Below are 26,046 nucleotides of genomic sequence, written 5' to 3'. Positions count from 1 at the left end.
ATAAAACCAAGTATTTTGATGTGATATTAGTGAATTAAATAAAGTGGGAGAGTGATCGAATGGCTGCATTGGATCAAGAGAGAACGAAAGTAATATTAGAGGCATTAAAAAATATCGAGTATGGATCGGTAATCATCACGATACACGATGGAGCGATAACACAAATAGACAAGACGGAAAAAACACGTTTTGAAGCAAGACGTTCTACTGCTAAAAACCAAAGAGTATAAGACTAGCCGATCAGTCAACTGAAGGCTGCTTAATTTTACATATCCTTAGGGCTTTTGCTGCCTAAAAGAATAGGCGCATCCATTCTTAGGTTTTGATAGAAATTAGGCAGCTTTTTTATATCAAAAGGGGGAATCAAAATGAAAAAGCATTTATACAAATTGACACTTGTCCTTACGTTAATGGCACTTATTTTAGCCGGATGCAGCAGCACAGAAAAGTCTAGCACGCAAACATCAACAAAAAAAGAGGAAGCCTCAAACTCAGAAACAACCAAAAAAAAGGACCCTGTTCAGTTATTAAACGTTTCTTACGATCCGACAAGGGAGTTATATGAAGAGTACAATAAGGAATTCGCCCAATACTGGGAAAAGAAAGAAGGCCAGCAGGTAACCATTCAACAATCACATGGCGGTTCAGGAAAACAAGGACGTGCTGTTATTGATGGACTAGAAGCAGATGTTGTGACGTTGGCATTGGCGTACGATATTGACGAAATTGCTGACAAAGGGCAATTACTTTCTGCGGATTGGCAAAAGAAACTAGATGATAATTCTACTCCGTATACATCTACCATTGTTTTCTTGGTTAGGAAAGGAAATCCGAAAGGGATAAAAGATTGGGATGATTTAACGAAAAAAGGAGTTTCGGTCATCACTCCGAATCCAAAAACATCCGGTGGTGCGAGATGGAATTACTTAGCAGCTTGGGCATATGCTCAAGAAAAATACGGTAACGATGAAACGAAAATCAAGAATTTTATGAGTCAGCTATATAAAAATGTCGAAGTACTAGATTCTGGAGCACGCGGATCTACAACAACCTTTGTTGAACGCGGTATTGGTGATGTCTTAATTGCTTGGGAGAATGAAGCCTATCTTACCCTGAATGAGTTAGGAAAAGATAAGTTTGAAGTCGTAAATCCATCGCTTAGTATTCTCGCTGAACCGCCTGTGGCTGTCGTTGATAAAGTAGTAGATAAGAAGGGTACGAGAGATGTAGCTGAGGCTTATCTAAAATATCTCTACTCTGATAAAGGGCAGGAAATTATTGCGAAAAATTACTACCGACCACGTAACGAAGAAATTTTGAAAAAATATGCAAATGTTTTCCCAGAAATTAAGATGGTTACCATTGATGATTATTTCGGCGGCTGGAAAAAAGCGCAGGAAAAACATTTTAATGATGGAGGGACATTCGACCAAATCTATCAGCCTAAATAAGAAAAGGGGGCATTCGTGCTCCCTTTGTATCTAAATTGGAAGGGGTCAACCTCATGGGTTTATTTAAGAAACGAACCGGCGTATTGCCGGGTTTCGGACTGTCGCTAGGGTTTACGATGACCTACATTAGCATTCTTGTCATCTTGCCATTATCGATGATTTTTATCAATTCAGCGACTGCCCCTTGGCAGAAAATCTGGCAAACTATTTCAGAGCCAAGGGTTGTTGCATCTTATAAGTTAAGCGTCGGTGCATCTATATTGGCGGCAGCGATTAATGTTATTTTTGGAGTTTTAATTGCTTGGGTGCTTGTGCGATACCGATTTCCGGGCAAACGGATCATAGATGGGCTCGTAGACTTGCCTTTTGCCTTGCCAACTGCAATTGCAGGTATTGCCTTAACAACCTTATATACGGAAAATGGCTGGGTTGGCCAATTTTTAAGCTTTAAAGTGGCGTTCACATCGCTCGGCGTTACAGTGGCCTTGATGTTTATCGGCTTACCCTTTGTGGTTCGAACGGTACAGCCTGTTTTACAAAACGTGGATAAGGAAGTGGAAGAAGCCTCAGCTAGTTTAGGTGCAAACCGGCTTCAAACTTTCATTAAAGTGGTCTTTCCTGAACTGATGCCAGCGGCGCTGACTGGCTTTGCCTTAGCATTCGCCAGGTCGCTGGGGGAATATGGTTCTGTGGTGTTTATTGCTGGTAATATGCCGATGAAAACAGAAATTACCCCACTGCTAATTATGACAAAGCTAGAACAATATGACTATGCGGGAGCAACCGCCATCGCCGCCGTTATGCTTGTCTTTTCCTTTTTCATGCTATTGGTTATTAACTTATTACAATGGTGGACCAATCGAAAATTTATTTAAATAATGGGGTGTAAATAATGTCCGGACATGTTCCATTTCCATACTCAAGTCCACAGATACAGAAATCCAGTAAGGAAGCTGAACCGCGTTGGGTTCGTTATGTATTGATTACATTAGCGATCGGATTCTTAGGTTTGTTTCTGGTTTTACCACTCGTGGCTATTTTTATTAAAGCCTTTGATAAAGGCAGCGCTGTATTTATTGAAGCCATCAGCAGTCCAGATGCGATATCGGCAATCAAATTAACCTTGTTAGTCGCTGTGATAGCCGTACCGCTTAATGCTATTTTTGGTGTTGCGGCAGCATGGGCGATCACCAAGTTTAACTTTAAAGGAAAAAGTCTGTTGATTACAATTATTGACCTGCCGTTTGCGATTTCACCTGTTATTGCAGGTCTGGTGTTTGTTTTGTTATTCAGTAGTCACGGATTGTTTGGTCCTTGGCTTCAGGCACATGATATAAAAATCATCTTTGCTGTTCCGGGAATTGTGATTGCCACTTTGTTAATTACCTTGCCTTTTGTAGCCCGAGAATTAATTCCGTTAATGCAGACACAGGGAACAGCCGATGAAGAGGCATCGATGACGTTAGGGGCAAGCGGCTGGAAAACGTTCTGGCTGGTCACCCTGCCGAATATGAAATGGGGCTTACTATATGGAGTCATTCTTTGTACCGCCCGTACCATCGGAGAATTTGGTGCAGTATCGGTTGTCTCCGGACATATCCGCGGTATGACCAACACGATGCCGCTTCACATTGAAATTTTATATAATGAATATCAATTTTCGGCAGCATTTGCCGTCGCATCTTTAATGTCGCTGTTCGCCATTATCACGTTAATTGTAAAAAATATCATTGAGTGGAAAGCAAATAAGTCCATGGCACCAGTTGAGGGGGAAGCATAAATGAGCATTCAAATTAATAACATCTCTAAATCGTTCGGCAGCTTTCAAGCCCTTGAACATATTAATCTAGACATTCAAACTGGAGAACTCGTTGCACTCCTCGGCCCTTCTGGATCAGGGAAAACCTCTCTATTAAGAATTATTGCAGGCCTTGAAGAAGCGAGCCAGGGTGTCATCCTGTTTGGCGATGAAGATATTACTCTATTGAGTGCCAAAGAGCGCAAAGTGGGCTTTGTATTTCAACACTATGCCTTATTCCGCCACATGACTGTTTTCGATAATATTGCGTACGGCTTAAAGGTCCGTCCGCGAAAAAATAGACCCTCTAAAAGTGAAATAAAGGAAAAGGTCAATGAATTATTGAAACTAGTAAAACTAGAGGCTTTTGCCAATCGTTATCCTTCCCACTTATCAGGAGGACAACGGCAGCGTGTCGCCCTCGCCAGAGCGTTAGCCGTCGAGCCAAAGGTGCTTTTGTTAGATGAACCGTTTGGGGCTTTGGATGCGAAGGTACGAAAAGATCTCCGCCGTTGGCTTAGAAGGCTACATGATGATTATCAAATTACGAGTATATTTGTGACCCATGATCAGGAGGAGGCTCTAGATGTGGCCGACCGGATTGTGGTGATGAACGAGGGGAGAATTGAACAGATTGGAACGCCGGAGGAAGTATACGAACAGCCTAATAGTCCGTTTGTCTACCACTTCTTAGGGAATGTGAATTTATTTAAAGGCCGTTTGCATAATGGAAAGTTGCAGCATGGGGAGTTTGAAGTCGATGCTCCTGAGTTTGCTGAGACTATTAATACTGAAGCCGTTGGGTATGCCAGACCGCATGATATTAGTATCAAACGAGAATACAGGCAGGATTATGCAACCGCAAAAGTGAACTATATCCATCAAATTGGTGCAGTGGTCCAGGTTGAATTAATTCGAAAAGATACCGGCGACTATTTAGAAGCTGAATTAACCAAGGAACATTTTCGAAGTCTCGACCTAAAAACAGGTGAAGAAGTATATGTAAAACCAAAGCAGTTAAAAGTGTTTATCCCCGAAGATTATTCCATATAAGTTAAAGCTGGGCTTTACTTCATAAAAGAAGTAGGCCCTTTTATTTTTGTTAAAAATGGCAGCTCTGTGTTGGTGAGATCCCTTTTTTACAGATTGCCGTTTCAACATCCCCTTTTCAAACTTATGGTATACTTTAGGTAAGAACCAGTTGTCATGTGAGGAAGGGGACGAATGCAATGGTTAATGAAATTTCGATCAAAGATAAAAAACATACTTTAAAAGGGACACTTGCCCGTGGAGCGGTTTTTGCAAGGAGCAAGGTAATCGAGGTTTTAACCGAGAATGACGAAAAATGGTATCTAATCTATTATAAAAACACCTTAGTTTATGGAGCTAAGCTTGATCATATCGTAGAAGGTACATTTATTCAAAAGGTCTTTACCGAGGGAATCGTTCTTGATTCTTCCCATCCAGTCTTAGCAGCACTAATGCCTCATCTATCCGTTACGATCCCTGCGAAGAGTAAACTTTTCTCCCACCTGCAACTCCATTTTCCGCTTCAGGAAGTTGCCTTTATTGCCACAACACTTGACGCCTTTTATGAAAAAGAACAGCTAATCACCCTATTAGATAAAGTCTATTTTCACTTTAAAAGAAGCGGCAAATTTTTAAAATCCTTTCAAGTCGTACAACTCTTACATGATTTCTCTCCATCATTAAAATCTGCAAAGGAACGCTTGGATTCACATGAATTCAATCCCTATCACCTAATTTATCATTCCAAGGATTTACCCTCTCTCTATGAAAAAGACCCACTATTTGTGGAATTACACTGTTTTAGACATCGTTCCCAACAAAAGGAGAGAGAATTTCTTCTAAAAAAACAAGATGGTTTAGTTGCCTTAATGCTGTGGTTAGAACTCCCGGATGCCGGCAAAGTGGAAAAATATACAGAAATAGCCTTACAATTTATCACTATGGAAGACTGGATACTCCTCTTAAGTCAGATCCATATTAATCCATTTAGTAACTTACTTGAGGCAAAACCCACACTAGAAAAAATGCTGCAGGCTGGGAGGGTGGAGAAAGCTGCTCTGTGCTTATTCCCATTTATTGAAGACCTGTCATCGGCTTATGATGACATGCTAGAACGGATTTGGGAAAAGTCTGACCCAGACTTTGTCTTAGCACATATTAAGGAATGGATTCTTGCATTGAAGCATCTGCCTGATAACCATCCCCATCACCAATGGGAGGAGAAATTATTTCAATTGTCGGTTAAGCTGCTTGATTTGTATGATCTTCCTTCTGTTGAGGAGAAGCTCTTAGCGTTTCAGGTCGTATTCCCAACATCAGAGGTTATTCGAAAAATAAAGGAAATGGCAGCCTTAGTAGAGGATCCTGATCGGATGATGACTTTAGGCGACTATTATGCGGAGTTTAAACAATATGACAAAGCAATCGATTGTTTCGCTTGGGAGATGGAGCTGCAGCCACAGAACCCTTCGCCCATCCGCAAGATTAGTAAAATGTATCAATTTAAAGGACTAGTAAAGGAAGCGGCGGCCTATCAGCAAATATTGAACCATTTACCTTCGAATCAACATTTAGGATAAAAAGAGGCGTCGAACACTAGTTTAGTTGTTCGACGCCATTTTTATAGGTCCGAATAAAGGCTTGACAGCATATCAGGTACCCGTTTGTGGAAAAAGGGATAAGCATGTTCGGCATTTTCAATTAATTCATATTGTGGTTTTTCTTGAAGATATCCGCTTTATTTTATTCTATGGGTAGCCATTGGGGGTTGTTCCATCCATTTATACTCAATCATTAAGTTTAACCCATCGTCAAGAAACGTGCCGGTTTCCACAATTAAGAATCCGAACAAACTGCTCAAATCTCTTCTTACGACAAAGCTCAAGGCATTTCCATATCTAGCGATGGCAATTTGTGTGAGTGATAGGACTTCAAACATTATTAGACGATCGGAAAAAGGAGAAATGGAAGAATCCGTAATCTCGGATTCAAACGTTGCTTGAAATGGGAGGTTTTCCGCTGTGTTAAAGGACTGAAACCTTTCTACCCTTTTTCCTGCTATATTTTTGCCTCTACGGCAATATTTTTTAACCTTAGGGTCCTTAGCGATTTGTGAAAATATCATTAACATTGTTTTCGCAAGGATTACACCTCGCAGGCTAAAAATAAGGTTATCGATTTCAATCCCACTAAGTTGACGTTGGTCACCCCACCAGCCTGACATAAAAGAATGATGCTCAATCATTTCTGGCTCTTTTACTACTGGTATGTAAACAGGCTGATGTCCGTATCCCTTTTTATGAATAATTTCCGTAATCATCCTATAAAGATCTGTTGAGTTTTTGAGACATGTCTCAAAAAAGGCCAAAACTTCCGGATAATCTGTTTTTCCCAAGGTTAACCCGTACCCATATATACCATACTCGGAAAGTACATGAAGAACAAAAAGTATTAGCTTATCAGACATCAGCCGAGGTACCTCTTGTGTCACGTCACTCTTCAGACTGAATCCAAGGGGAGGGGCAAACCCTGCTCTTTTATATAATGTAAGGCCATCATCAACGATTTGAGAAGCTATTTTTTTTGATTGCTCTAGGATCCGTTTTAAATCTTCATCCTCTGCGTGATGATCCCAATATTCTAATAAACAAAGGTGAGCTTGATTGGCAATAATAAACTGCCACAAATTCGAAATCTCTCCCGCTGTTGGTTTAAATTCCATAATTCCTCCTAAAAATCCCATTCAAATATTACATATATTTCGCTTTAGGTCCATTTGTTATGCATGGATCTGCATTGGAACCAATTATTTCTAAAAGAAGGGATAATTTATCCGCGGTAGAAGATTTGATGGAATAAAAATATCATGAAATAGTCAAAATGCTCCAATACAAATGGTATAAAGCCTATATCAAAACCGGACCATTTCATTTAAAATTAAGAATGTACAGACTGTAAATGTAAGGAATGGTGACAAGCAGATATCAGTTTTAAAGAACTCTTGGGCTGGACTAATCATTGCTGATTAGTTAGGGAGATGATCATTTGAAGAAAAAACAGTTTGACTCACTTGCCGATCTTAAGAGAGGTGTATATCTCTGGATTGTTCCGTTAATTGTAATCGCTCTTATCTTAAATACCGTCATGCAAAATGGATATAACGAATATAAAATAAATTTTATCATTAACAACGCCCTCACCATTTGGCTGTTTTTGAGCTGGGTATTATTAATCAAAAGGCGTTGGGTTAAGTTTATAGAGTATTCATGTTTAGCTTTAATAACGGTCTACCATATTGTTACTTTTTTTGACACGGTTGCTCATTATTTGCTCCCAAGCGGAGGCTCACTAGGAGACTTTATTGTTTGGATGCCCATTTATATCGTATTTATCTTCTTAACATTAGGAGTGAAGAAAGGGCTTACCTTCTCTATTTTTATCTTTCTGCTTACTCTGGTAGATGGTCTTACTTATTTTAACAGGCTCTCAACTGAATCAATGGATTCTTTATTTCAATACTATTTCGCAAATTTTGTTTATATCGTCGTTCTTTATTATGCCCAGCACATTTTTAAAGTATATGCTGAAGCCCAACTGTTTAAAAGGCATGCCTATTTAGATTCATTAACTGGAATTGCTAACCGTCATCAAATCGACGGATGGTTTGAACAAAAATTAAAAGATTCTAAAGAAATGAATATCACATTTTCCGTGATCTTTTTCGATATTGATCATTTTAAAATGATTAATGATCAGTATGGCCATAAAGCTGGGGATGCTATATTAATTGAGCTAGCTGATTTAATCCAAAGTAACCTTGCAGCTAGAGAATGGTTTGGCCGATGGGGCGGAGAAGAATTTATTATCCTTCCTACTGTGACAGGGCAGGGAGCTATTAACCTAGCGGAACTTTTACGAGAAACGGTTGCCACGCATGATTTCCAAGTTGTTGGAAGATTAACAGCTAGCTTTGGCGTTACAGAATTTTTGCCGGATGACACGATTGATTCATTATTAAGCCGCGTTGACGAGGGATTGTACCAATCCAAGCATCGCGGCCGAAATAAAGTAAGCAGTGTAAGTTAAATAATTATGTCCCCGGGCAGTTTGTTTTGGGGACTTTTTTGGTATTAATTAAACTCTAATTCGCATAAAATTGGTAAATACCGCTATAATAAAATTGGATCTACACTAGACCCATAGCGAGGAGAGGGCTTAATGATGATTTCAATAGACCCATCTAAAAATACCGAAAGAGAAAATTATAAATTTCTAATTGGAAGTATTATACCTAGACCAATCGCATTCGTAACATCCTTGTCGAAAGAGGGTGTTTTGAATGGCGCACCCTTTAGTTATTTTAATATTGTATCGGCCAATCCTCCTTTGATATCGTTAGCTATTCAACGCTCAGGAGGAAGACAAAAGGATACAGCTAGAAATATAATAGACTTAAAAGAATTTGTTGTGCATATTGTCGATGAACATAATGTTGAATTAATCAATAAAACAGCGGCCAGCCTCCCGCCAGATCAAAGTGAAATTGAACTAGCGCAATTAACTCCTGTAAAAAGCGTAAAGGTCTCTACACCAGGTGTTATGGAAGCTAAAATCAGAATGGAGTGTAGATTAGAGCATTCCTTGGAAATAGGCGGGGAGGATTCTCCAGGATGTGATCTTATCATCGGTAGAATTGTTCAATACCATATTGAAAGTGACCTTTATGAAAGTGGACGAATCGGCCCGAAAGGCTTAGCTGCGGTAAGCCGCCTGGCGGGTAATAATTATGCGAAAATCGGCGAGATTTTTGAAATCGAAAGACCTCAGTAGTCTAACTGCCAATACCATAAGAAACAGGAACGCTCAGAGGATTTAACTCTGAGCGTTTTTAGTAAGTACCAATTCTTTAAAAACTGAAGCTATGATTGTGAAACTAATGGCAGAAGTATTTCGACTTGTGTCCCTTGGTTTGGGTTACTTTTTATCTTAATTTCTCCTCCGTAGGAATCTATGATCCGCTTGCACACCGTTAATCCAAGACCTGACCCGGCTTTTTTTGAAGTAAAGAATGGATTAAACGCTTGTGAAATTTGATCCTCCCTCATACCAACCCCGTTATCGGTAACAGTTATCCGACAGTTATCTGATTGTTTATCTATACGGATGGATAAATTCCCGCCATAGGGTATCCCAAAATACCTTGTTAGTTATATCAAATATCTTATTATCTGATAATAGAAAAGTTTAATATTCCTACTAACTGAATAGGGATTTTGGCTATTTCATCCAAATTAAATTTTCATACCCTAATAGAAAGAGGTTAGGGAGGTGTTACAATGCAAAGTAAGAGGAGAAGGAGTCCCTTTTCATTCTGTATTTTTCCTGGATATAAGTGGTGCGGACCTGGCTGCAGCGGCCCTGGAGCACCGATAAATGATGTAGATGCCTGCTGTCAAAAACATGATTACTGCTTGAGCCGCGGATTATCATCCTGCCAATGTGATACGCAATTTATGGAGTGTCTTCGTCCAAAGATGAATCCCAATACGGAAAAAGGCAGAAAGGCTGCACTGATGTATGATTTTATGAAAGTAAGAACTGCCTTTACCTGCGGCAGGAAGAATTGGCTGTAAAGTGGATAAAAGCATGGTAAGTTGTGAAAGCTGTTTGATTGAAAATTCAAGTGGTTTCAGAGAATATAATGATAAAGTGTTTGTGAAAGGATGGAGTTCATGCACTTCCTCTATTGGTTCCTTAAATGTGGATGGCTGCTGGTGATTATTTTTATTGGAAATATTTATTTAAGCCGTTTAGGTTTATGGTCTGTCATCATATGTATTGCTGTCTTTGTAGCGGGAAATCATTTGATTAATAAAAGCATGGAAAAGATCATCTTAGCAAAGAAGAAATAGTCAAGAAATCAACTTGGATTTTCACGTCATGAGAATAGAGGTTTATTAATTTTCCCAACGCTTGCAAATATGAGCGTTGGGATTTTTAATAGAATTTCAAGAATCGACAGGAGTTGACCCCCTTTCTCCTCACTTTTTTCCCAATTATGCGGATGCTTTTACCGTGATATGATATTTTTGCAATAAAAAACAAATATAGGATTAGGAGGCTGGGAAACGATGAAGAAAAGAACATCTATCATGCTAGCATTAGGATTAACGGTTGGGGCAGTGCAGCCGATATCGGCTGCAGCCAACACTACTCCGTATAATGTTACCGTTTCAAAGGATGCAAGCCAGTTTGGCAAGGATGCAAAGGTTACTTGGAAAAAGGGACAAACCGTTCCCTCCTTCGTCCACGGTAAACTCTCTACTAAGGCTTATAAAGATCAAGCATCCGTAAAGCAATTTTTAAAAGATAATAAATCACTGTATCAATTAGATGCAGATAAAGATTTAACTTTGCTGGATGTTCAGACCGACGAGCTTGGAAGCAAACACTATAATTTTGTTCAATCTGTGCAAGGTATTCCGGTAGATGGGGCAAAATTCAAGGTGCATACCGATAAAAATGGTATCATTACTGCTATTAATGGCGACGTTTTTCCAGCCGCATCCAATTATTTTAAGGGAAACCTGAAAGCACAACTGACTAAGGATGCTGCGCTAGATAGAGCCTGGAAATCTATTAATTTAACTAAAGAAGAAACATTAACAAATGCGGAGGCAGGTCCAACTGGTGCGAAGTTTAAAGATACCGTTGAAAAAGCCGAATTAGTCGTTTATAAAAAAGCAAATGATTTCTATCTGGCCTACAAAACTAACCTGCAATTCATCCAACCTTATGGGGCCAACTGGGTAGTATATGTGGATGCGGTGAATGGGAATGTATTAGATTCATATAATGCTGTAGCGGATGGTGCCACAACAGGCTCTGGATACGGAGTATTAGGAGACTATAAAACTCTAAATACCTATTATTCAAACGGTACTTACTATTTATATGATGTAACAAAACCGATGTCAGGCGTAATTGAAACTAGAACGGCACAAAGCCGGAGCTTGTTGCCGGGTAACTATTCTGTAGACCCAGACAATAAATTCAATGCTGTTTCTCAGGGTGCGGATGTAGATGCCAACTACTATGCCGGCAAAGTATACGATTATTACAAAAATACGTTTAATCGTAATAGCTTCGATAACAATGGTGCAACGATTCGTTCGTCGGTGCACTATAGCAGAAATTACAATAATGCCTTCTGGAATGGTTCGCAAATGGTATATGGGGATGGCGATGGAGTAACATTTAGACCTTTATCAGGCGCTCTCGATGTCGTTGCCCATGAATTAACACACGCTGTTACGGAAAGAACCGCGGGGTTAGATTATGTGGACCAATCTGGGGCATTGAATGAGTCGATTTCCGATACGTTTGGGGTTTTCCTAGATAAGGGAGATTACTTAGTTGGTGAGGATGTGTACACGCCAAATAAATCAGGAGATGCGCTCCGCAGCTTATCAAACCCAACACTTTACGGACAACCTGATCATATGAACAACTATGTTTATACTACTTCCGATAATGGAGGGGTTCATACGAATAGTGGAATCCCTAACAAGGCGGCCTATTTAACGATTTCCAGCTTAGGAACAGCTGTTGCTGAGAAAATCTACTATCGTGCGCTTACCGTGTATCTAAACCCACAAAGTAACTTCAGCGATGCACGCGCCTCACTGCTTGCAGCCGCTGCAGATTTATACGGCACAGGCAGCACCCAGTACAATGCAGTTGCCTCGGCTTGGAACCAAGTAGGAGTATATTAAGATAAGAGTGTAATATAAAAGATAAATAAACATTATACAAGAAAAAGGCTGCACATTTCCGTAGCCTTTTTCTTCGGTATAAGAGCAAAAAAAATAGATTGGAGTCGGTACCAATCTAAAAAATGGGAAGTTTTAAGAAATGAGCTCATTGAACTATTTCCTAAATAAGTTACTTTTATAATAGTGAAAACTTGTGTAGAAAATAGGTGGAAGTTGTGTGGAAGTTGTGAAGATTAGGATTGGAGTAGCAAAAAAAATTGACTAGCGGGATCACCAATCAAATTATGGGAAGTTTTAAGAAATAAGTTCGTCGAACCATTTCCTAATTAAGTTATCTTTATTATATGAAAAATATATGTAGAACTTGTGCAGAACTTATGTGGAAGATGTGAAGATTTACTAATATATGCACGGAAGCGTAATGGGCAAGTATCCATTCCGATTTTGAAGTGTAGACATACACTGTTTACAGCTAGTTGTAAAGGAGGGATCTTAGAATGGAAGAAAGACAACAATCTGGCGCATATCATCATGGGCATAGCGGTTATTATCCAGGTGGTGGTTATCACCACGGCCATGGAGGGTATTATCCTACTCCGGTAGGATATCCAGGATATGGATACCATCACGGCCACGGAGGCTATTATCCAGGGCATGGTTATCATCATGGCCACGGGGGCTATTATCCGGGGTATGGTTATCATCATGGTCATGGAGGTTATTATCCAGGTCATGGTTACCACCACGGCCACGGCACTTACCAACCAGGTCAAAGGTAACAAACAGACTTCGAGTATAAACGGAGTTAACAAAGTAAAAAAGGTGTTTGACACCCTTCGGGTGTCAGGCACCTTTTTTACTTTTAAGTAGTTGTGTTTATTAAAATATGCCATATAATAGAATTATCTACGTTCACAAAATTGTCGAAATTGCAATAATACTAATGTTTAAATAGGATAAAAAAACTTAGGAAGAAGATTTGGAGGGGAAGGCTAATGTTAAAAGCTGCTGTCGCGGGAGTACTTGGTTTTGTACTTATTTTTATCGAATCGATGATCGTAATGAAACTAAAAGGCTATGAAACAATCGAATACGGAGGAATTGCACCTTTTATTAATGTCTGGGCGATGAATTTCTTTTTTGTCTATGCTATTCTTACTCAGGTTACACGTTGGTATGAAAGCAAACAGGAATTAAATGAAGATAGCAGCTTTTAACAATCCAAATCATTTCTTTTGAAATAAGATAAGCGTCTCCATCTCAATTAGAGTAGGAAACGCTTTTTTATTTCAAAAAAAAGGAAAATATAGCTTGATTTAACTAATGATGTTAGTTAAGATAAAACTAACATCATTAGTTAAAGGGGATAGGGAAATGAGACTAATAAAAAAAGGTTATGTTTATCAAGTGACATTTATGGCACATGTTTTTCCGGTAAACTGCTATTTGGTGGAAGAAGACGATGGATTAACGTTAATAGATGCTGGCCTCGGATTTTGCGCAAATGGAATTTTGAGGGCAGCAGAACAAATTGGAAAACCTATTACCAAAATCGTATTAACACATGCCCATGAAGATCATGTTGGTGCACTTGATCCCATTAAAATGGCACTGCCAGAAGTACCTGTTTATATCTCATCCCGTGACTACAGACTAATGAATAATGACCGTTCACTTGATCCTCATGAAGATCAAACTCCGATAAAAGGGGGAGTACCGAAAGATCTAAAAACTCGGGCCAACATTTTACTCAAAGAAGGAGAGTTAGTTGGTTCATTAACTGCCATTGAAACACCAGGGCATACACCAGGATCGATGTCATTCCTCGATTTGCGGACTAAAGCCTTAATTGCTGGTGATGCCTTTCAAACAAGAGGCGGTATCGCCGTTGCCGGGGATATAAAACCATTTTTTCCATTTCCGGCTTTCGGTACTTGGAGTAAGAAAACAGCGTTAGCAAGTGCAAAAAAATTGCTTAGCTATCAACCCAAGCTGCTGGCAGTGGGCCACGGGGAAATGGTAGAGAATCCTGTGGCTGTGATGGAAAAAGCAGTGGAAGTGTTTAATCGGAAAATCGGATAAAGGAGAAGGGAAATGTCACCGAGACCTAAAGTTGGACTTGAATTGTCCGCCATACTAGATGCAGCGGGGGAAATTGCCGATCAACAAGGAATATCTGAGGTTACACTAGCAACCCTTGCGAAAAAATTAGGGATTCGCCCCCCTTCATTGTATAACCATTTTGAGGGACTGCCAGGATTAAGAAAAAAACTTGCGATTCATGGAATCACCCAATTATATGAGGAGATGGCACATGCCGCCATAGGGGTAGCCGGAACGGAGGCGGTTCTTTCCATGAGTAAGGCGTATGTAAATTTTGCCCGAAAACATCCAGGGATTTATGAAGCGACTTTACTAGCACCAAACCCGGAAGATGAGGAGGTACAACAGGCAGGGGCCAAGATTGTTGACCTTTCTGTCCGTGTCCTGCAAACCTATCATTTGGAGGGAGAGCAGGCCTTACACACTGTTAGAGGATTACGCAGCATATTGCATGGTTTCTCTGCGTTAGAGCAAAAGGGCGGCTTTAAAATGAAGTTAAATTTGGATGAAAGTCTGACAATCATTATCCAGGCATTTCTGAACGGGATGGAGAGCAGCCGTTAGGTTTTCATGGGAAAAGCAGCGATTCATTGCTGCTTTTTTGATTGATTAGGGCTTTTTAAGGTATAATAAACATGTAATTGGGTTAATTACATGAAAAAAGATAGGGTAGTAACTGTAAGGAAGGTGTCTAAAGATGTCTATAAGCAGCCGATTTGCTGTTGGTATTCATATATTAACTCTAATTGAGATAAATAAAAGTGGTGTTAGTACATCCGAGTTTTTAGCAGGAAGCGTAAACACGAATCCAGCTGTTATTAGAAAAATTATGGGGATGCTAAAAAGTGCAGGATTGGTCAATGTCCGCCCTGGGGTTGCAGGAGCGGAATTAGCAAAGAATCTATCCGAAATTACTCTATTCGATGTTTATAAGGCTGTGGATGTGGTCAAGGAAGATGAATTATTTAGTATCCATGAACATCCAAATCCAGCTTGCCCCGTGGGAAGAAATATTCAAAATGCAATTGGCCCGCTATTTTCGATTGCACAAACCGCATTAGAGAAGGCTCTAGGAAACGTAACGATTGAAGATGTGGTTAAGGATATTATTGAAAAAGAGCAAGTCTCTAAACAGGAAAAATAAGTACGAGATGAAAGGCATTCACTAGGGGGATGCCTTTTTAAATGTATCTTATCCCAAAGAATGGTCATTTTTTAATGACCGGAGCTTTGATATAATGGGGATAACTTTATTTTAAGGAATGATCAGTATGCAAAGATCGGAACAATATGGGTTAGTCCTGGACGTTGAAACCACCGGTTTAGGACCTGCAAAAGACGAAGTTATTGAACTTGCCCTTAAATTATTCACCTACCGGAGGGAAACGGGAGAAATTATCGAGATTATAGAGGAGGATTCTTTCTTACGTGAGCCCCTTTCAAGGACAGCCCGCAACAATTATGACACTGCCTTTCGTGTCCATGGGATTCCTTATGAATTAGTAAAAGGAAAAAGCTTTTATGATGTGAAAATTAAAACCTATTTCCATCGTGCTGATGCGGTTTTTGCGCATAACGCTTCTTTTGACAGAAGTTTCCTTTACCACATGTATCCTGAAGTCAATGAATTAAAATGGTATTGTACGATGAGAAATATCCCTTGGAAAAACTATGGATTTCCAAACGGAAAACTCCTGACATTATTACAGGCTCATGATATTACAGATTACCAAACACATAGAGCGCTCGATGACATTACATACCTGATGGACCTGCTAAAGAAAACGAGCCCGAAAGGTAACCTCTATCTCCATGAAGTCCTCGAAAAAGGGCCGATGAGAAAATACCAGCCAGCTGCTGCCCGTACCAAACTAGGCTAAAAATAGGTGCCTGCCACCATTAATGGTATTAACACTATACCAATGTTGAAGGCTCATTAATTAATAACATGAAACGTGTATGTTAAAATATTCAATATGTTAAAATACATCGGGGTATGGTGATTATGAAACTCTTAACATTAAACTGCCATTCTTGGCATGAGGAACATCAGCTTGATAAGATAGCACATCTAGTAGATACCATAATTGAAAATTCTTATGATGTTATTTCCTTGCAGGAGGTAAGCCAGGCAATAGCTGAAGAGTATGTGGATGGGAAAGTAAAGAAAAACAATTACGCCTACGTTTTGTTACAAGAACTTAAAAAGCGTGGCAATGACGAATATTCGATGGTGTGGGATTTGACTCACTATATCAAGAATGGAACCTATGAAGAAGGGGTAGCTATTCTAACCAAACATCCAATCATTCAGCACCGCTCCTTCTTTGTATCGCAAAGTGAGGATTATGCAGTAAACTGGAAAACAAGAAGAATAATAGGAGCAACGATAAAGTACAAGGACAAACCTTATACTTTTTATTCTTGCCATATGGGTTGGTGGCATGATGAAGTTGAACCTTTTAAGGCACAGGCTGACAAGATGTTCAAGAAGTTGAATTGGGATGAATCTTTTTTTCTAATGGGTGATTTTAACAACGATGCTTCTCTTAAGGGAGAGGGGTATGAGTATTTGTTAAGTCATGGTCTTTATGACACATACAATCTAGCAGAAGAAAAAGATGAAGGAATTACCGTTAAAGGAAAAATCGCCGGCTGGAGCAATAATAAGCAAGACCTGCGAATTGATTTAATCTTAACCAATCAACCTTTACAAGTGGATTTTTCAAGAGTAATCTTTAACAATCACAATAAAATGGTGGTATCTGACCATTATGGTGTGGAGGCAAAGGTTAACTTATAAACGAAATTATTATACACTCGATTATGAGTGAACAATGGATAAAACCAAAAAAACGGCTTCGCTGCATAAAATGCATGCGAAGCCGTTTTTTTGGTTGCCTTCCCACTATGTATTTTAACCTCATGCTGATATCAGTATAGGGAATTGATCAAAATGATTATCTGCCCTCAGTGAAAACTTGAAATGTAATACCAAACTTATCCGTAACACTGCCGTATGCCGGGCTAAAGAAAGTCTCTTGCAGCGGCATACCCACTTGACCGCCATCCTTTAATGCATCAAAGAATCTATGCGCCTGATCAGCATCATTTGTGGAAATACAGATCGTTACCTGATTCCCGCTTTGATGTGGCTGTCCAGGGAAGGTATCGGACAGCATTAGATCTGTTTCACCAATTTTAATGGTTGCATGACTAACACGATCCTTTGCTTCTGCTGGCAGTGGGAATTCAGGATTCTCCGGCATTTCACCGAACGATTGGCTGAATAGAACCTGAGCATCTAAGGCCTTTTGGTAAAATTCAATTGCTTCTTTTGCATTACCATTCATCACTAAATAGGGAATCAAACGTAATGTCATCATAAATCAGCTCCTTGGTTAATTGGTAAACTTCACTTTCCATCTGAAACAGAAAACAACATTGGTATGAACAAGGATAAGTGAAACAACACAATTCCTATTCTTACCAATATTTTAATTATAAAACAAGGAACGTGCGTTCGCAACAAAAAAGAAAACCCATTAAAGGTTTTCTTTCAATCAAATGGTGCCTGACACCAATAACACTATAGATATCGTTCATTTATTATTTTAAGGTGGTGGAGTGCGTGGCCTGCGATGATGTAGGCGAGGGCACGTGTAGTGGTATCGGAATTGTTGGCAACTCCAATCCTCTCCCAAGCTTCTTCAGGCATATTGTTAATGAGCGTGATGGTAGCTTTACGGACAGCGGTAAAGTCTTCGATGATTTGTTTTATTGAAAGCCCATCAAAGTTAGATGCAGCAATATAGTCGTTTTCGTTGAAACCAGCGAGTGGTGTTCGATCACCGCGGCCAATTCGCAGCAGACGGTAACTCATAATCCGTTCTGTGTCAGTCATATGACCAAGAACTTCTTTAATACTCCACTTCCCTGGAGCATAACGGGACTGTCCAGATTCCTCGGATAAACCTTCAGCTAATGAGGCAGTTTTCTCCAAATTCTCTTTTAAAATCTCCGATAGGTCCCCATCTGGAACCAAATTTACGTACGGCAGATAATACTCAGGAAACTCACTTACTTCTGGACGTTGAACCATCGCAATTTTCCCCCTCTAGTTTAAGATTAAAGAATTTATTTTTAATTGCTTCTATCCACCTACTCGTTTTAGCCGGCTTGCATTATTATTATAATTTTTCAAAAATTGAATTGCCATCTATCTGCTTATTTTCGAGAGATTTGCGTATGACAACTCCACACCTAAATCCCACTCAAAAATAAAAGAGCTGCCGTTAAAAGCAGCAACTCTCCGTTTACAATTAAACCATTTTCTCAAAATGGACACGTTTATTTAAAATATACATTACCGGCATTCCTACGGCCATAACAACCAATTCACCAATAGCGGTGGTAAGCCATGTGAATAGGAAGGGCAGATCAAAAGCTAAATGCAGTTCAAGCGCAATCAAGAACATCGTAAACGTGAAAACAAGAGTATTTACCATCATTCTAGCCCAAATTCCTTTAATAAACCGTGAGCAAAGAATGGTAATGACTAAAGCAATCACCGATTGTCCTACTCCAAAAATTAAATCGTAAGCCTTCATTGGCGAGAAAAATAAATTCGTCATAAATACACCTAAAACAATCCCGTAAATGTACTTTTTATTAAAAACGACTAAATGATTAAACATCTCCGATACACGGAACTGAACCTGGGTAAACCCAAACGGCTGAATCAACGCCGAAACTGCAATGTACAAAGCAGCAATAATCCCATTAACGACGATTCCGTGCGCGTTTCTGTGCACTTTGCCTGATGGGGCATTCGTACTTACCGGCTGCGCAAATTTTTCCATATTCATTTCTCCTTAGTTTTTTTACGTGGGAGGTTTTCGAACCACGTTAATTTAGAATACTTGCAAACTAATATATTATTATAAAAAAAAATACGAGTCAATGACATTATTTTAAAATATCATCTCTAAAGAATTATTTTCCAGAGTAGTAAATAATACCATTAAATCTGGTGCATATTAAAAATAAAAAAGGAATGGCTATAAATGAAATATAATAAAATGTTTTTAATCGTCATGATGCTGGTACCCTGGTTGTCTGTGCCGATGTTAGGAAAAAGAAACTTTAAACGTTTTTTGCCAGCTGCCTTTTTTATTACTTGCTGGATTTCTGTTGAAAGCATATTGGCTAAAAGGCGGGTTTGGTGGAGATTTTACGATAGACTGATTCCTAATGTTATGGGAGAATTGCCTTTCCTTTTAGGTCCTTTTATGATTGGCTCTATTTGGATTTTAAAATTTACATTTGGAAACTTTTTTCGCTATGTAATCGTGAACTTAGTCACGGACTTTTTGTTTGTCTATCCCGGCATGTTTGTATTAAAGAGAATGGGTATTATCTCTCTCGTTCGAATGAAGCATTATCAATTGGGAATCTTATTTATGGCCAAATCCGTGCTTATGTATGGCTTCCAATTCATGGTTGAAAAATCCCGAAAGAAGCCCAAATTACTCATCAAAAGGCTACTCCCTTAAAACGAGCAAGGGCCGATTTCCCTATCTCCCGTTCGATTAATTATTGATTGTCTTTTTATTTGATGTTAAGATTTTATTAAATTAATTTTTATATTATAGGATTGTTACTGTTAAATCAGGCAAAACCTAAGACTAACGCCATTATCGTTAGTTTTAGGTTTTTATTTTTTTAGAGGTGATTGACATGAAAATCGCAAAAGTAATTAATAACAATGTCATCAGTGTGATCGATTCCCATAACAAAGAACTTGTGATTATGGGCAGAGGGATTGCATTTCAAAAAAGACCAGGTGACCTTGTGGATGAATCAAAGATCGAGAAAACATTTAAATTAGATAATAAGGATGTCTCGGAAAAATTTAAAACATTATTGTATGATGTTCCAATGGAATACATGGATGTTTCTGAACGGATTATTTCCTATGCGAAAGAGAAACTGGGGAAAAAATTAAATGACAGTATCTATGTTTCGTTAACGGATCATATCACCTTTGCCATTGAAAGAAGTCAAAAAGGGCTAATTATCTCCAATCCGTTGCTGTGGGAAATCAAACGAATTTATGCTGACGAATATGAGATTGGTTTAAAGGCCTTAACAAAGATACAAGAGATGCTTGGGATTACTCTTCCACAGGATGAAGCCGGTTTTATAGCGATGCATATTGTCAACGCAGAATTAAACGAAGAAATGCCGAACGTCGTTAACATGACAAGATTAATTCAGGATATTCTAAATATCGTTAAATATCATTTCAAGATAGAGCTTGATGAGGAATCATTGAATTATTTCCGTTTTCTAACCCATCTCAAATTTTTTGCGCAGCGATTATATACCGATTCTCCCTACAACAACGAAGATGATTTTCTCTATGAGATGGTCAAAGAGAAGCAAAAAGAAGCCTTTGCCTGTGTGGAGAAAATCCGCGATTTTATCAAAAAAACACATAACCATCAGCTGACAAAAGAAGAGATGGCCTACCTTACGATTCATATTGAACGTGTGGTAAATAGATCCTAAAATTTTTTTAAAAGAAAGCGTTGACAGATAATGAAAGCGGATGCTATTATAGGCGTACAAATTAATATTAATTTTTTAGGATTGTTACTGATAAAGCAGGCAAAACCTAAATTGTATGTTCATCACTTTTATGGTGTATAGCGTGCAATTTAGGTTTTTTTTATTCCCTTAGTCGAAGTACGGTTACAGAAACTGGCCAGAACTTACAACTGGCTTCGGCATTTACAAATTTAATACTTTTAACACAGGATTGTTACTGGTAATGCAGGCAAAACCTGAGGAACTCGAGTGGGACAAAAATGTCTGTGTCCATCTCTTGTTACTCAGGTTATTTTTTTACAAAAAATCAGGAGGTATAACCATGGACTACAAAAAAACAGCCATAAGCATCCTTGAATTAGTCGGTGGAGAAGGCAACGTTCAAAATGTCATTCACTGTATGACAAGATTACGTTTCAATTTACAAGATCAAAGTAAGGTAGACCGTAAAAAGTTAGAAAAGGTTCCTGGAATTATGGGTACCAATATAAGCGGAGACCAATTTCAAATTATTGTCGGAAACGATGTTCCGAAAGTATATAATGCTATTTTAGAAAACAGCTCGCTTAAGGCAGACAGCACTAGTAAGAAATCTCAAAAAAGTAAAAACCCATTAAATGCAATTTTTGATGTTATCTCAGGTGTGTTTACACCGATTTTGCCAGCGATTGCTGGTGCCGGTATGATCAAAGGGATACTTGCTATTGCACTAACGTTTCACTGGCTTACAGCTACGAGTCAAGTTTACACTATTTTAAATGCGATTGGTGATGGAGCGTTTTATTTCTTACCTATCCTGCTGGCAGTGAGCGCAGCTAGAAAATTTGGCAGCAACATTTACGTAGCAGCAGCCATAGGAGCGGCGCTGTTACATCCAACGATAACAGCATTATTAAGTGCAGGTAAGCCGGTTCACTTCCTTGGTCTTCCTGTAACGGCGGTTACTTATTCATCAACTGTTATCCCGATTTTACTAGCCATCTGGATTGCAGCATATGTGGAAAAATGGGTTGATCGAATTATTCCTAGCATGTTTAAGCTGATCTTCGTCCCAACATTAACATTATTGATTGTTGTCCCAGTTACTTTAATTGCCGTTGGTCCATTAGGTTCGATTATCGGAAACTGGCTTTCTGCAGGTGTAGGTGCATTATTTGATCACGCAGGACTATTTGCAGGAGCCCTATTAGGTGGAACATGGTCATTAATCATTATGACAGGTATGCACTATGCGTTTTTGCCAATTGCAATGAACAATATTGCAACTAAAGGTTATGATGTTATTATGCCTTCGATGTTTATGGCAAACATGGGACAAGCTGGAGCAACATTTGCTGTATCATTACGTTCTAAAAACAAATCGTTTAAATCTTTAGCAATGACCACTAGCTTAACGGCTGTTATGGGTGTTACTGAGCCGGCTATGTACGGTGTAAACATGCGCCTTAAGAAACCATTTATTGGCGGTCTTATCGGTGGAGCCGTTGGTGGAGCGTACTACAGCGCTCTTGGGGTAAAATACTTTATCCTTGGCGGTAACGCTGGTTTACCAGGATTAGCTTCTTTTGTCGGTGACACATTTGTTTTGGCAGCTTTAGGATTCCCAATTGCTTTTGCTGCTGGTGCAGTTGCAGCATTCTTTATGGGATTTGAGGATGTAGAAAGTGAAGAAGAGCAAGATACTACAACAGCAACAGCAACAGTAACAAACACAGTAGACACTAAATCTGAATTAGTCGTAGCAGCTGAAAAAGTATTCAGCCCTTTAAAAGGTGAAATAAAACTATTAAGCGAAGTAAATGACCCAACGTTCTCTACTGAAATCATGGGTAAAGGATTAGCGATCCAGCCGCAGGAAGGAAAAGTAGTATCTCCTGTTACTGGTAGAATAACAACTATTTTTAAAACAAAGCATGCAATTGGCATTACAAGTGATAATGGAGCAGAAATCTTGATCCATGTTGGATTGGAAACAGTAAGGCTAGAGGGAAAACACTTCACAGCACATGTGAAAGACGGCGACTTTGTTGAAGTGGGCCAAACTCTTGTTACCTTTGATATGGAAGCTATTAAAGCAGAGGGATATGACTTAATTACTCCAGTCATAATTACAAATCCTGACCGTTATCAAACAATCGAACCAGTTAAAAAAGGCACCATTAACGCACGAGAAGCATTTCTAGCATTGCAGTAATGGGAGGTTCGGGGAAATCCAATTCCCCCTACTTTCTACATATTATTAACTTTAAAAAAATAATGAGGTGACTTTTGATGAATCGTAAATTTCCAGAAGGTTTTCTATGGGGCGGAGCAACCGCTGCTAATCAATTAGAAGGAGCATCTCAAGAAGGCGGTAAAGGTTTAAATCTTGCTGACGTGCTTCCTGGTGGGAAAGTTCGCTTAGAACTTCTAATGAAACCTGGCTTCAATTATGAGATTGACGAAAGTAAGTACCACTATCCAAATCACGAGGCAATTGATTTTTACCATCGCTATAAAGAAGACATTGCTCTTTTTGCGGAAATGGATTTTAAGGTTTTCCGTATGTCGATTGCTTGGTCACGTATTTTTCCTAGAGGGGACGAAGAATCTCCTAATGAAGAAGGCTTAGCTTTTTACGATCGGGTATTTGATGAGTTACACAAACATGGTATTGAACCGGTGGTAACCATTTCACATTATGAAACACCTTTACACCTTATCAAAGAATACGGTGCTTGGAAAAATCGAAAACTCATTGGTTTTTTTGAGCGATATGCAAGAACCGTTTTTGATCGTTATAAAAATAAAGTGAAGTATTGGATGACTTTTAACGAAATTAATGGAGCGACACACTTCCCACTTTTCGGCTTAGGTTTTTCCGCCTCAAGTGAAGAAGCTCGTTTACAAGAAAGTTTCCAAGGATTGCATCATCAATTTGTGGCTAGTGCTTTAGCTGTAAAAATAGGGCACGAAATTATTCCTGGTTCGCAAATTGGATGCATGCTTGTTTATGCTCCAGTGTATGCTTTCGATAGCAACCCTGAAAATGTCATGCATGCTTTAAAAGAGGAACAAATTTTTAACTACTATTGTGGAGATGTCCAAGTTCGTGGTGAATATCCTGCTTTTGCCGAACGTTACTTTAAGGAAAATGGTATTAAATTAGACATTCAAGATGGCGATTTAGAGATCATTAAAGAAGGTACTGTTGACTATATCGGGTTTAGTTATTATATGTCCCGCACTGAAAAGAAAGATAAGACGGACGAAGAAGGTGCATCTGGTAACATAATCGGTGGTGTAAAAAATCCATTCCTTAAAGCCAGTGAATGGGGCTGGGAGATTGACCCAGAAGGTCTACGAATCTCATTAAACAAGCTTTATGACCGCTATCAAGTACCTTTATTTATAGTAGAAAATGGTCTTGGGGCAATAGATAAAGTAGAAGCAGATGGCTCAATCAACGATGATTATCGCATTGAATATTTAAGAGACCATATTAAAGCAATGGCTGAAGCGATTGAAGATGGTGTTAACCTAATAGGATACACTCCTTGGGGATGTATTGATTTAGTCAGTGCGTCTACAGGAGAAATGTCCAAACGTTATGGATTTATTTATGTTGATAAGCACGACGACGGCAGCGGGACATTAGAGCGCAGCAGGAAAAAGTCTTTCTTCTGGTATAAAGATGTTATTGCCACAAACGGCGAACAACTTTAAACCTAAAGCATGCCGGTAAGCCCTAATGGCTTCCGGCTTTCCTTTTTTAAAATAAACTCAAATGGAGGTTTTGAATATGAAACATAACAAACTTAAACCATTCCCAGCGAACTTTTTCTGGGGCGGTTCCACATCAGCCTATCAAATTGAAGGGGCTTGGAATGAAGATGGGAAAGGCCCATCTGTTATCGACATGGCTAAGTATCCCGAAGGTACGGCTGATTTTAAAGTAGCCAGCGACCATTATCATCATTATAAGGAAGATATTGCATTATTAGCCGAAATGGGATTTAAAGCATATCGCTTTTCGATTGCGTGGACAAGAATCTATCCTAATGGCTCTGGGGAAGTAAACCAGAAGGGCATCGACTTTTACAATAATTTAATCAATGAAATTGTCTCACATGGGATTGAACCAATTGTCACTATGTACCACTTCGATTTACCATACGCTCTGCAGCAAAAAGGCGGCTGGTCGAATCGGGAAACGATTGATGCGTTTGAGATCTATGCCCAAACCTTATTTGAAAACTTCGGTGACCGCGTGAACTATTGGTTAACGATTAACGAACAAAACATGATGATCCTGCACGGCGATGCGATTGGGACCGTTGACCCTAATTTAGAAAACCCTAAAAAGGAGCTATATCAGCAGAACCATCACATGCTTGTGGCCCAAGCGAAGGCGATGAACCTGTGTCATCAATTGCTTCCAAATGCAAAGATTGGTCCGGCACCGAACATTGTGTCCATTTATCCAGCTAGCTCGAAGCCAGAAGATATTATGGCTGCTCATAATTATTCCGCCATCCGCAACTGGCTTTACTTAGATATGGCTGTTTTTGGCCGTTACAATACAACTGCCTGGAACTATTTTGAAGAAAAAGGTTACGTTCCAACCATTCTTGATGGTGATATGGAAGTTTTAGTTAGCGCGAACCCTGACTTTATTGCCTTTAACTACTATACTTCTCAAACGGCGGCGGCAAGTGAGGGGGATGGTTCCGATATAGGTCGTACGGGCGACCAGCATATTACTGTCGGAGAGCCTGGTGTCTATAAAGGAGCAAACAACCCGAATCTGAAAAAGAATGAGTTTGGCTGGGAGATTGATCCGGTTGGCTTTAGAAATACATTAAGAGAAATCTATGACCGCTATAACCTTCCGCTTATTATTACCGAAAATGGTTTAGGAGCATTCGATAAGCTAGAAGAGGGCGAGAAAGTAAATGACCCTTACCGTATTGAATTCTTACGAAAGCATATCGAGCAAATGCAGCTAGCAATCACTGATGGTGTTGAGGTATTTGGATTCTGCCCATGGTCGGCGATTGACCTTATCAGTACCCATCAAGGCTGCAGCAAGCGCTATGGCTTTATCTTTGTTAACCGTGATGAGTTTGATTTAAAAGATTTACGCCGCATTCGTAAGCAAAGCTTTTATTGGTATAAAGAGCTTATTGCTACAAACGGTGAAAAATTAAATTAATTGAAGAAGAGTTTGTCCTGAGATAGGACAAGCTCTTTTTTTAAAAGAAGGTATCATGGATTGGAAAATGGTAGAATAATAGAT

General features: G+C 39.2%; 28 protein-coding genes and 1 riboswitch. Of the genes, 23 read left to right on the top strand and 5 right to left on the bottom strand.

Features of this window, described 5'->3' with window-relative positions:
• Positions 1 to 59: 59 nt before the first annotated feature.
• The 6 genes from AAHB15_RS06515 to AAHB15_RS06490 all read left to right on the top strand — a co-directional run bounded on the left by AAHB15_RS06515 (position 60) and on the right by AAHB15_RS06490 (position 5,858).
• Entirely contained in the window at positions 60 to 230 is a 171-nt protein-coding gene (locus AAHB15_RS06515; protein ID WP_144563432.1) for a YezD family protein, read from the top strand.
• 138 nt (positions 231 to 368) lie between these two features.
• Positions 369 to 1,451 (top strand): sulfate ABC transporter substrate-binding protein, encoded by a 1,083-nt coding sequence (locus AAHB15_RS06510; RefSeq protein ID WP_335571520.1) that lies wholly within the window; start codon positions 369 to 371, stop codon positions 1,449 to 1,451.
• 53 nt (positions 1,452 to 1,504) lie between these two features.
• Entirely contained in the window at positions 1,505 to 2,326 is an 822-nt protein-coding gene (cysT, locus tag AAHB15_RS06505; protein ID WP_335571521.1) for a sulfate ABC transporter permease subunit CysT, read from the top strand.
• Between the two features lie 17 nt (positions 2,327 to 2,343).
• The gene (cysW, locus tag AAHB15_RS06500; protein WP_335571522.1) at positions 2,344 to 3,231 is read left to right on the top strand and encodes a sulfate ABC transporter permease subunit CysW; all 888 of its coding nucleotides are present in this window, start codon (positions 2,344 to 2,346) and stop codon (positions 3,229 to 3,231) included.
• Positions 3,232 to 4,302, top strand: coding sequence for a sulfate/molybdate ABC transporter ATP-binding protein (locus tag AAHB15_RS06495; protein WP_335571523.1), 1,071 nt, complete (start codon positions 3,232 to 3,234; stop codon positions 4,300 to 4,302).
• Between the two features lie 176 nt (positions 4,303 to 4,478).
• A complete protein-coding gene (locus tag AAHB15_RS06490) occupies positions 4,479 to 5,858 on the top strand; it encodes a tetratricopeptide repeat protein (RefSeq protein ID WP_335571524.1) in 1,380 nt (459 codons plus the stop codon).
• A gap of 158 nt (positions 5,859 to 6,016) precedes the next feature.
• Here the strand turns inward: AAHB15_RS06490 and AAHB15_RS06485 are convergent, their stop codons facing one another.
• Entirely contained in the window at positions 6,017 to 7,000 is a 984-nt protein-coding gene (locus AAHB15_RS06485; RefSeq protein ID WP_335571525.1) for a DUF3231 family protein, read from the bottom strand.
• Positions 7,001 to 7,323: 323 nt separating this feature from the next.
• On the opposite strand from AAHB15_RS06485, the gene AAHB15_RS06480 reads away from it, so the two are divergent.
• Together AAHB15_RS06480 and AAHB15_RS06475 are read left to right on the top strand one after the other, a co-directional pair.
• Positions 7,324 to 8,364 carry a GGDEF domain-containing protein gene (locus AAHB15_RS06480; protein ID WP_335571526.1) on the top strand — a complete coding sequence of 347 codons (1,041 nt, stop codon included), beginning with the start codon at positions 7,324 to 7,326 and terminating at the stop codon, positions 8,362 to 8,364.
• Between the two features lie 135 nt (positions 8,365 to 8,499).
• On the top strand, positions 8,500 to 9,108 hold the full coding sequence (locus AAHB15_RS06475) for a flavin reductase family protein (RefSeq protein WP_342042131.1): 609 nt from the start codon (positions 8,500 to 8,502) through the stop codon (positions 9,106 to 9,108).
• Positions 9,109 to 9,197: 89 nt separating this feature from the next.
• Here the strand turns inward: AAHB15_RS06475 and AAHB15_RS06470 are convergent, their stop codons facing one another.
• Positions 9,198 to 9,467: an ATP-binding protein gene (locus AAHB15_RS06470; RefSeq protein WP_335571541.1), complete on the bottom strand. Its 270-nt coding sequence runs from the start codon at positions 9,465 to 9,467 to the stop codon at positions 9,198 to 9,200.
• A gap of 147 nt (positions 9,468 to 9,614) precedes the next feature.
• On the opposite strand from AAHB15_RS06470, the gene AAHB15_RS06465 reads away from it, so the two are divergent.
• From AAHB15_RS06465 to AAHB15_RS06420, 10 genes are all read left to right on the top strand, one after another.
• On the top strand, positions 9,615 to 9,911 hold the full coding sequence (locus tag AAHB15_RS06465) for a phospholipase (RefSeq protein WP_098530860.1): 297 nt from the start codon (positions 9,615 to 9,617) through the stop codon (positions 9,909 to 9,911).
• 99 nt (positions 9,912 to 10,010) lie between these two features.
• On the top strand, positions 10,011 to 10,190 hold the full coding sequence (locus AAHB15_RS06460) for a hypothetical protein (protein WP_098530859.1): 180 nt from the start codon (positions 10,011 to 10,013) through the stop codon (positions 10,188 to 10,190).
• Positions 10,191 to 10,409: 219 nt separating this feature from the next.
• A complete protein-coding gene (locus AAHB15_RS06455) occupies positions 10,410 to 12,053 on the top strand; it encodes a M4 family metallopeptidase (protein ID WP_335571528.1) in 1,644 nt (547 codons plus the stop codon).
• Positions 12,054 to 12,550: 497 nt separating this feature from the next.
• Positions 12,551 to 12,832 (top strand): hypothetical protein, encoded by a 282-nt coding sequence (locus tag AAHB15_RS06450; RefSeq protein ID WP_098530857.1) that lies wholly within the window; start codon positions 12,551 to 12,553, stop codon positions 12,830 to 12,832.
• Between the two features lie 216 nt (positions 12,833 to 13,048).
• Positions 13,049 to 13,270, top strand: coding sequence for a hypothetical protein (locus AAHB15_RS06445; protein ID WP_335571529.1), 222 nt, complete (start codon positions 13,049 to 13,051; stop codon positions 13,268 to 13,270).
• Positions 13,271 to 13,427: 157 nt separating this feature from the next.
• Positions 13,428 to 14,135 (top strand): MBL fold metallo-hydrolase, encoded by a 708-nt coding sequence (locus tag AAHB15_RS06440; RefSeq protein ID WP_335571530.1) that lies wholly within the window; start codon positions 13,428 to 13,430, stop codon positions 14,133 to 14,135.
• A 12-nt stretch (positions 14,136 to 14,147) separates the two neighbouring features.
• Positions 14,148 to 14,720 carry a TetR/AcrR family transcriptional regulator gene (locus AAHB15_RS06435; RefSeq protein WP_335571531.1) on the top strand — a complete coding sequence of 191 codons (573 nt, stop codon included), beginning with the start codon at positions 14,148 to 14,150 and terminating at the stop codon, positions 14,718 to 14,720.
• Positions 14,721 to 14,853: 133 nt separating this feature from the next.
• Positions 14,854 to 15,300: an Rrf2 family transcriptional regulator gene (locus tag AAHB15_RS06430; protein WP_098530853.1), complete on the top strand. Its 447-nt coding sequence runs from the start codon at positions 14,854 to 14,856 to the stop codon at positions 15,298 to 15,300.
• A gap of 127 nt (positions 15,301 to 15,427) precedes the next feature.
• A complete protein-coding gene (locus tag AAHB15_RS06425) occupies positions 15,428 to 16,036 on the top strand; it encodes an exonuclease domain-containing protein (protein ID WP_335571532.1) in 609 nt (202 codons plus the stop codon).
• 125 nt (positions 16,037 to 16,161) lie between these two features.
• Positions 16,162 to 16,959, top strand: coding sequence for an endonuclease/exonuclease/phosphatase family protein (locus AAHB15_RS06420; RefSeq protein ID WP_335571533.1), 798 nt, complete (start codon positions 16,162 to 16,164; stop codon positions 16,957 to 16,959).
• Between the two features lie 157 nt (positions 16,960 to 17,116).
• Here the strand turns inward: AAHB15_RS06420 and AAHB15_RS06415 are convergent, their stop codons facing one another.
• The 3 genes from AAHB15_RS06415 to AAHB15_RS06405 form a co-directional block, all read right to left on the bottom strand.
• Positions 17,117 to 17,539 carry a VOC family protein gene (locus AAHB15_RS06415; RefSeq protein ID WP_144564008.1) on the bottom strand — a complete coding sequence of 141 codons (423 nt, stop codon included), beginning with the start codon at positions 17,537 to 17,539 and terminating at the stop codon, positions 17,117 to 17,119.
• Between the two features lie 206 nt (positions 17,540 to 17,745).
• Positions 17,746 to 18,258, bottom strand: coding sequence for a DinB family protein (locus AAHB15_RS06410; protein WP_335574613.1), 513 nt, complete (start codon positions 18,256 to 18,258; stop codon positions 17,746 to 17,748).
• Positions 18,259 to 18,478: 220 nt separating this feature from the next.
• Positions 18,479 to 19,018, bottom strand: coding sequence for a QueT transporter family protein (locus tag AAHB15_RS06405; RefSeq protein ID WP_335574614.1), 540 nt, complete (start codon positions 19,016 to 19,018; stop codon positions 18,479 to 18,481).
• A 6-nt stretch (positions 19,019 to 19,024) separates the two neighbouring features.
• Positions 19,025 to 19,069: riboswitch (PreQ1 riboswitch) on the bottom strand.
• A 153-nt stretch (positions 19,070 to 19,222) separates the two neighbouring features.
• Between AAHB15_RS06405 and AAHB15_RS06400 the strand changes: the two genes are divergently transcribed.
• The 5 genes from AAHB15_RS06400 to AAHB15_RS06380 all read left to right on the top strand — a co-directional run bounded on the left by AAHB15_RS06400 (position 19,223) and on the right by AAHB15_RS06380 (position 25,962).
• Positions 19,223 to 19,711: a hypothetical protein gene (locus AAHB15_RS06400; RefSeq protein ID WP_342042008.1), complete on the top strand. Its 489-nt coding sequence runs from the start codon at positions 19,223 to 19,225 to the stop codon at positions 19,709 to 19,711.
• Between the two features lie 184 nt (positions 19,712 to 19,895).
• Positions 19,896 to 20,729, top strand: a complete 834-nt coding sequence (gene licT, locus AAHB15_RS06395; RefSeq protein ID WP_335574616.1) for a BglG family transcription antiterminator LicT — start codon at positions 19,896 to 19,898, stop codon at positions 20,727 to 20,729.
• A gap of 361 nt (positions 20,730 to 21,090) precedes the next feature.
• Complete coding sequence (locus tag AAHB15_RS06390; protein ID WP_335574617.1) at positions 21,091 to 22,962, top strand: beta-glucoside-specific PTS transporter subunit IIABC; 1,872 nt, start codon at positions 21,091 to 21,093, stop codon at positions 22,960 to 22,962.
• Between the two features lie 77 nt (positions 22,963 to 23,039).
• Complete coding sequence (locus AAHB15_RS06385) at positions 23,040 to 24,473, top strand: glycoside hydrolase family 1 protein (RefSeq protein WP_342042006.1); 1,434 nt, start codon at positions 23,040 to 23,042, stop codon at positions 24,471 to 24,473.
• Positions 24,474 to 24,549: 76 nt separating this feature from the next.
• On the top strand, positions 24,550 to 25,962 hold the full coding sequence (locus AAHB15_RS06380; RefSeq protein ID WP_335574619.1) for a glycoside hydrolase family 1 protein: 1,413 nt from the start codon (positions 24,550 to 24,552) through the stop codon (positions 25,960 to 25,962).
• The last annotated feature ends 84 nt before the right edge of the window (positions 25,963 to 26,046 follow it).

This window comes from Bacillus sp. OTU2372 (assembly GCF_038440275.1).
Classification (GTDB): domain Bacteria; phylum Bacillota; class Bacilli; order Bacillales; family Cytobacillaceae; genus Neobacillus; species Neobacillus bataviensis_B.
The sequence above is the reverse complement of the archived record's forward strand: the minus strand, read 5'-3'. Positions and strand labels throughout refer to the sequence as shown.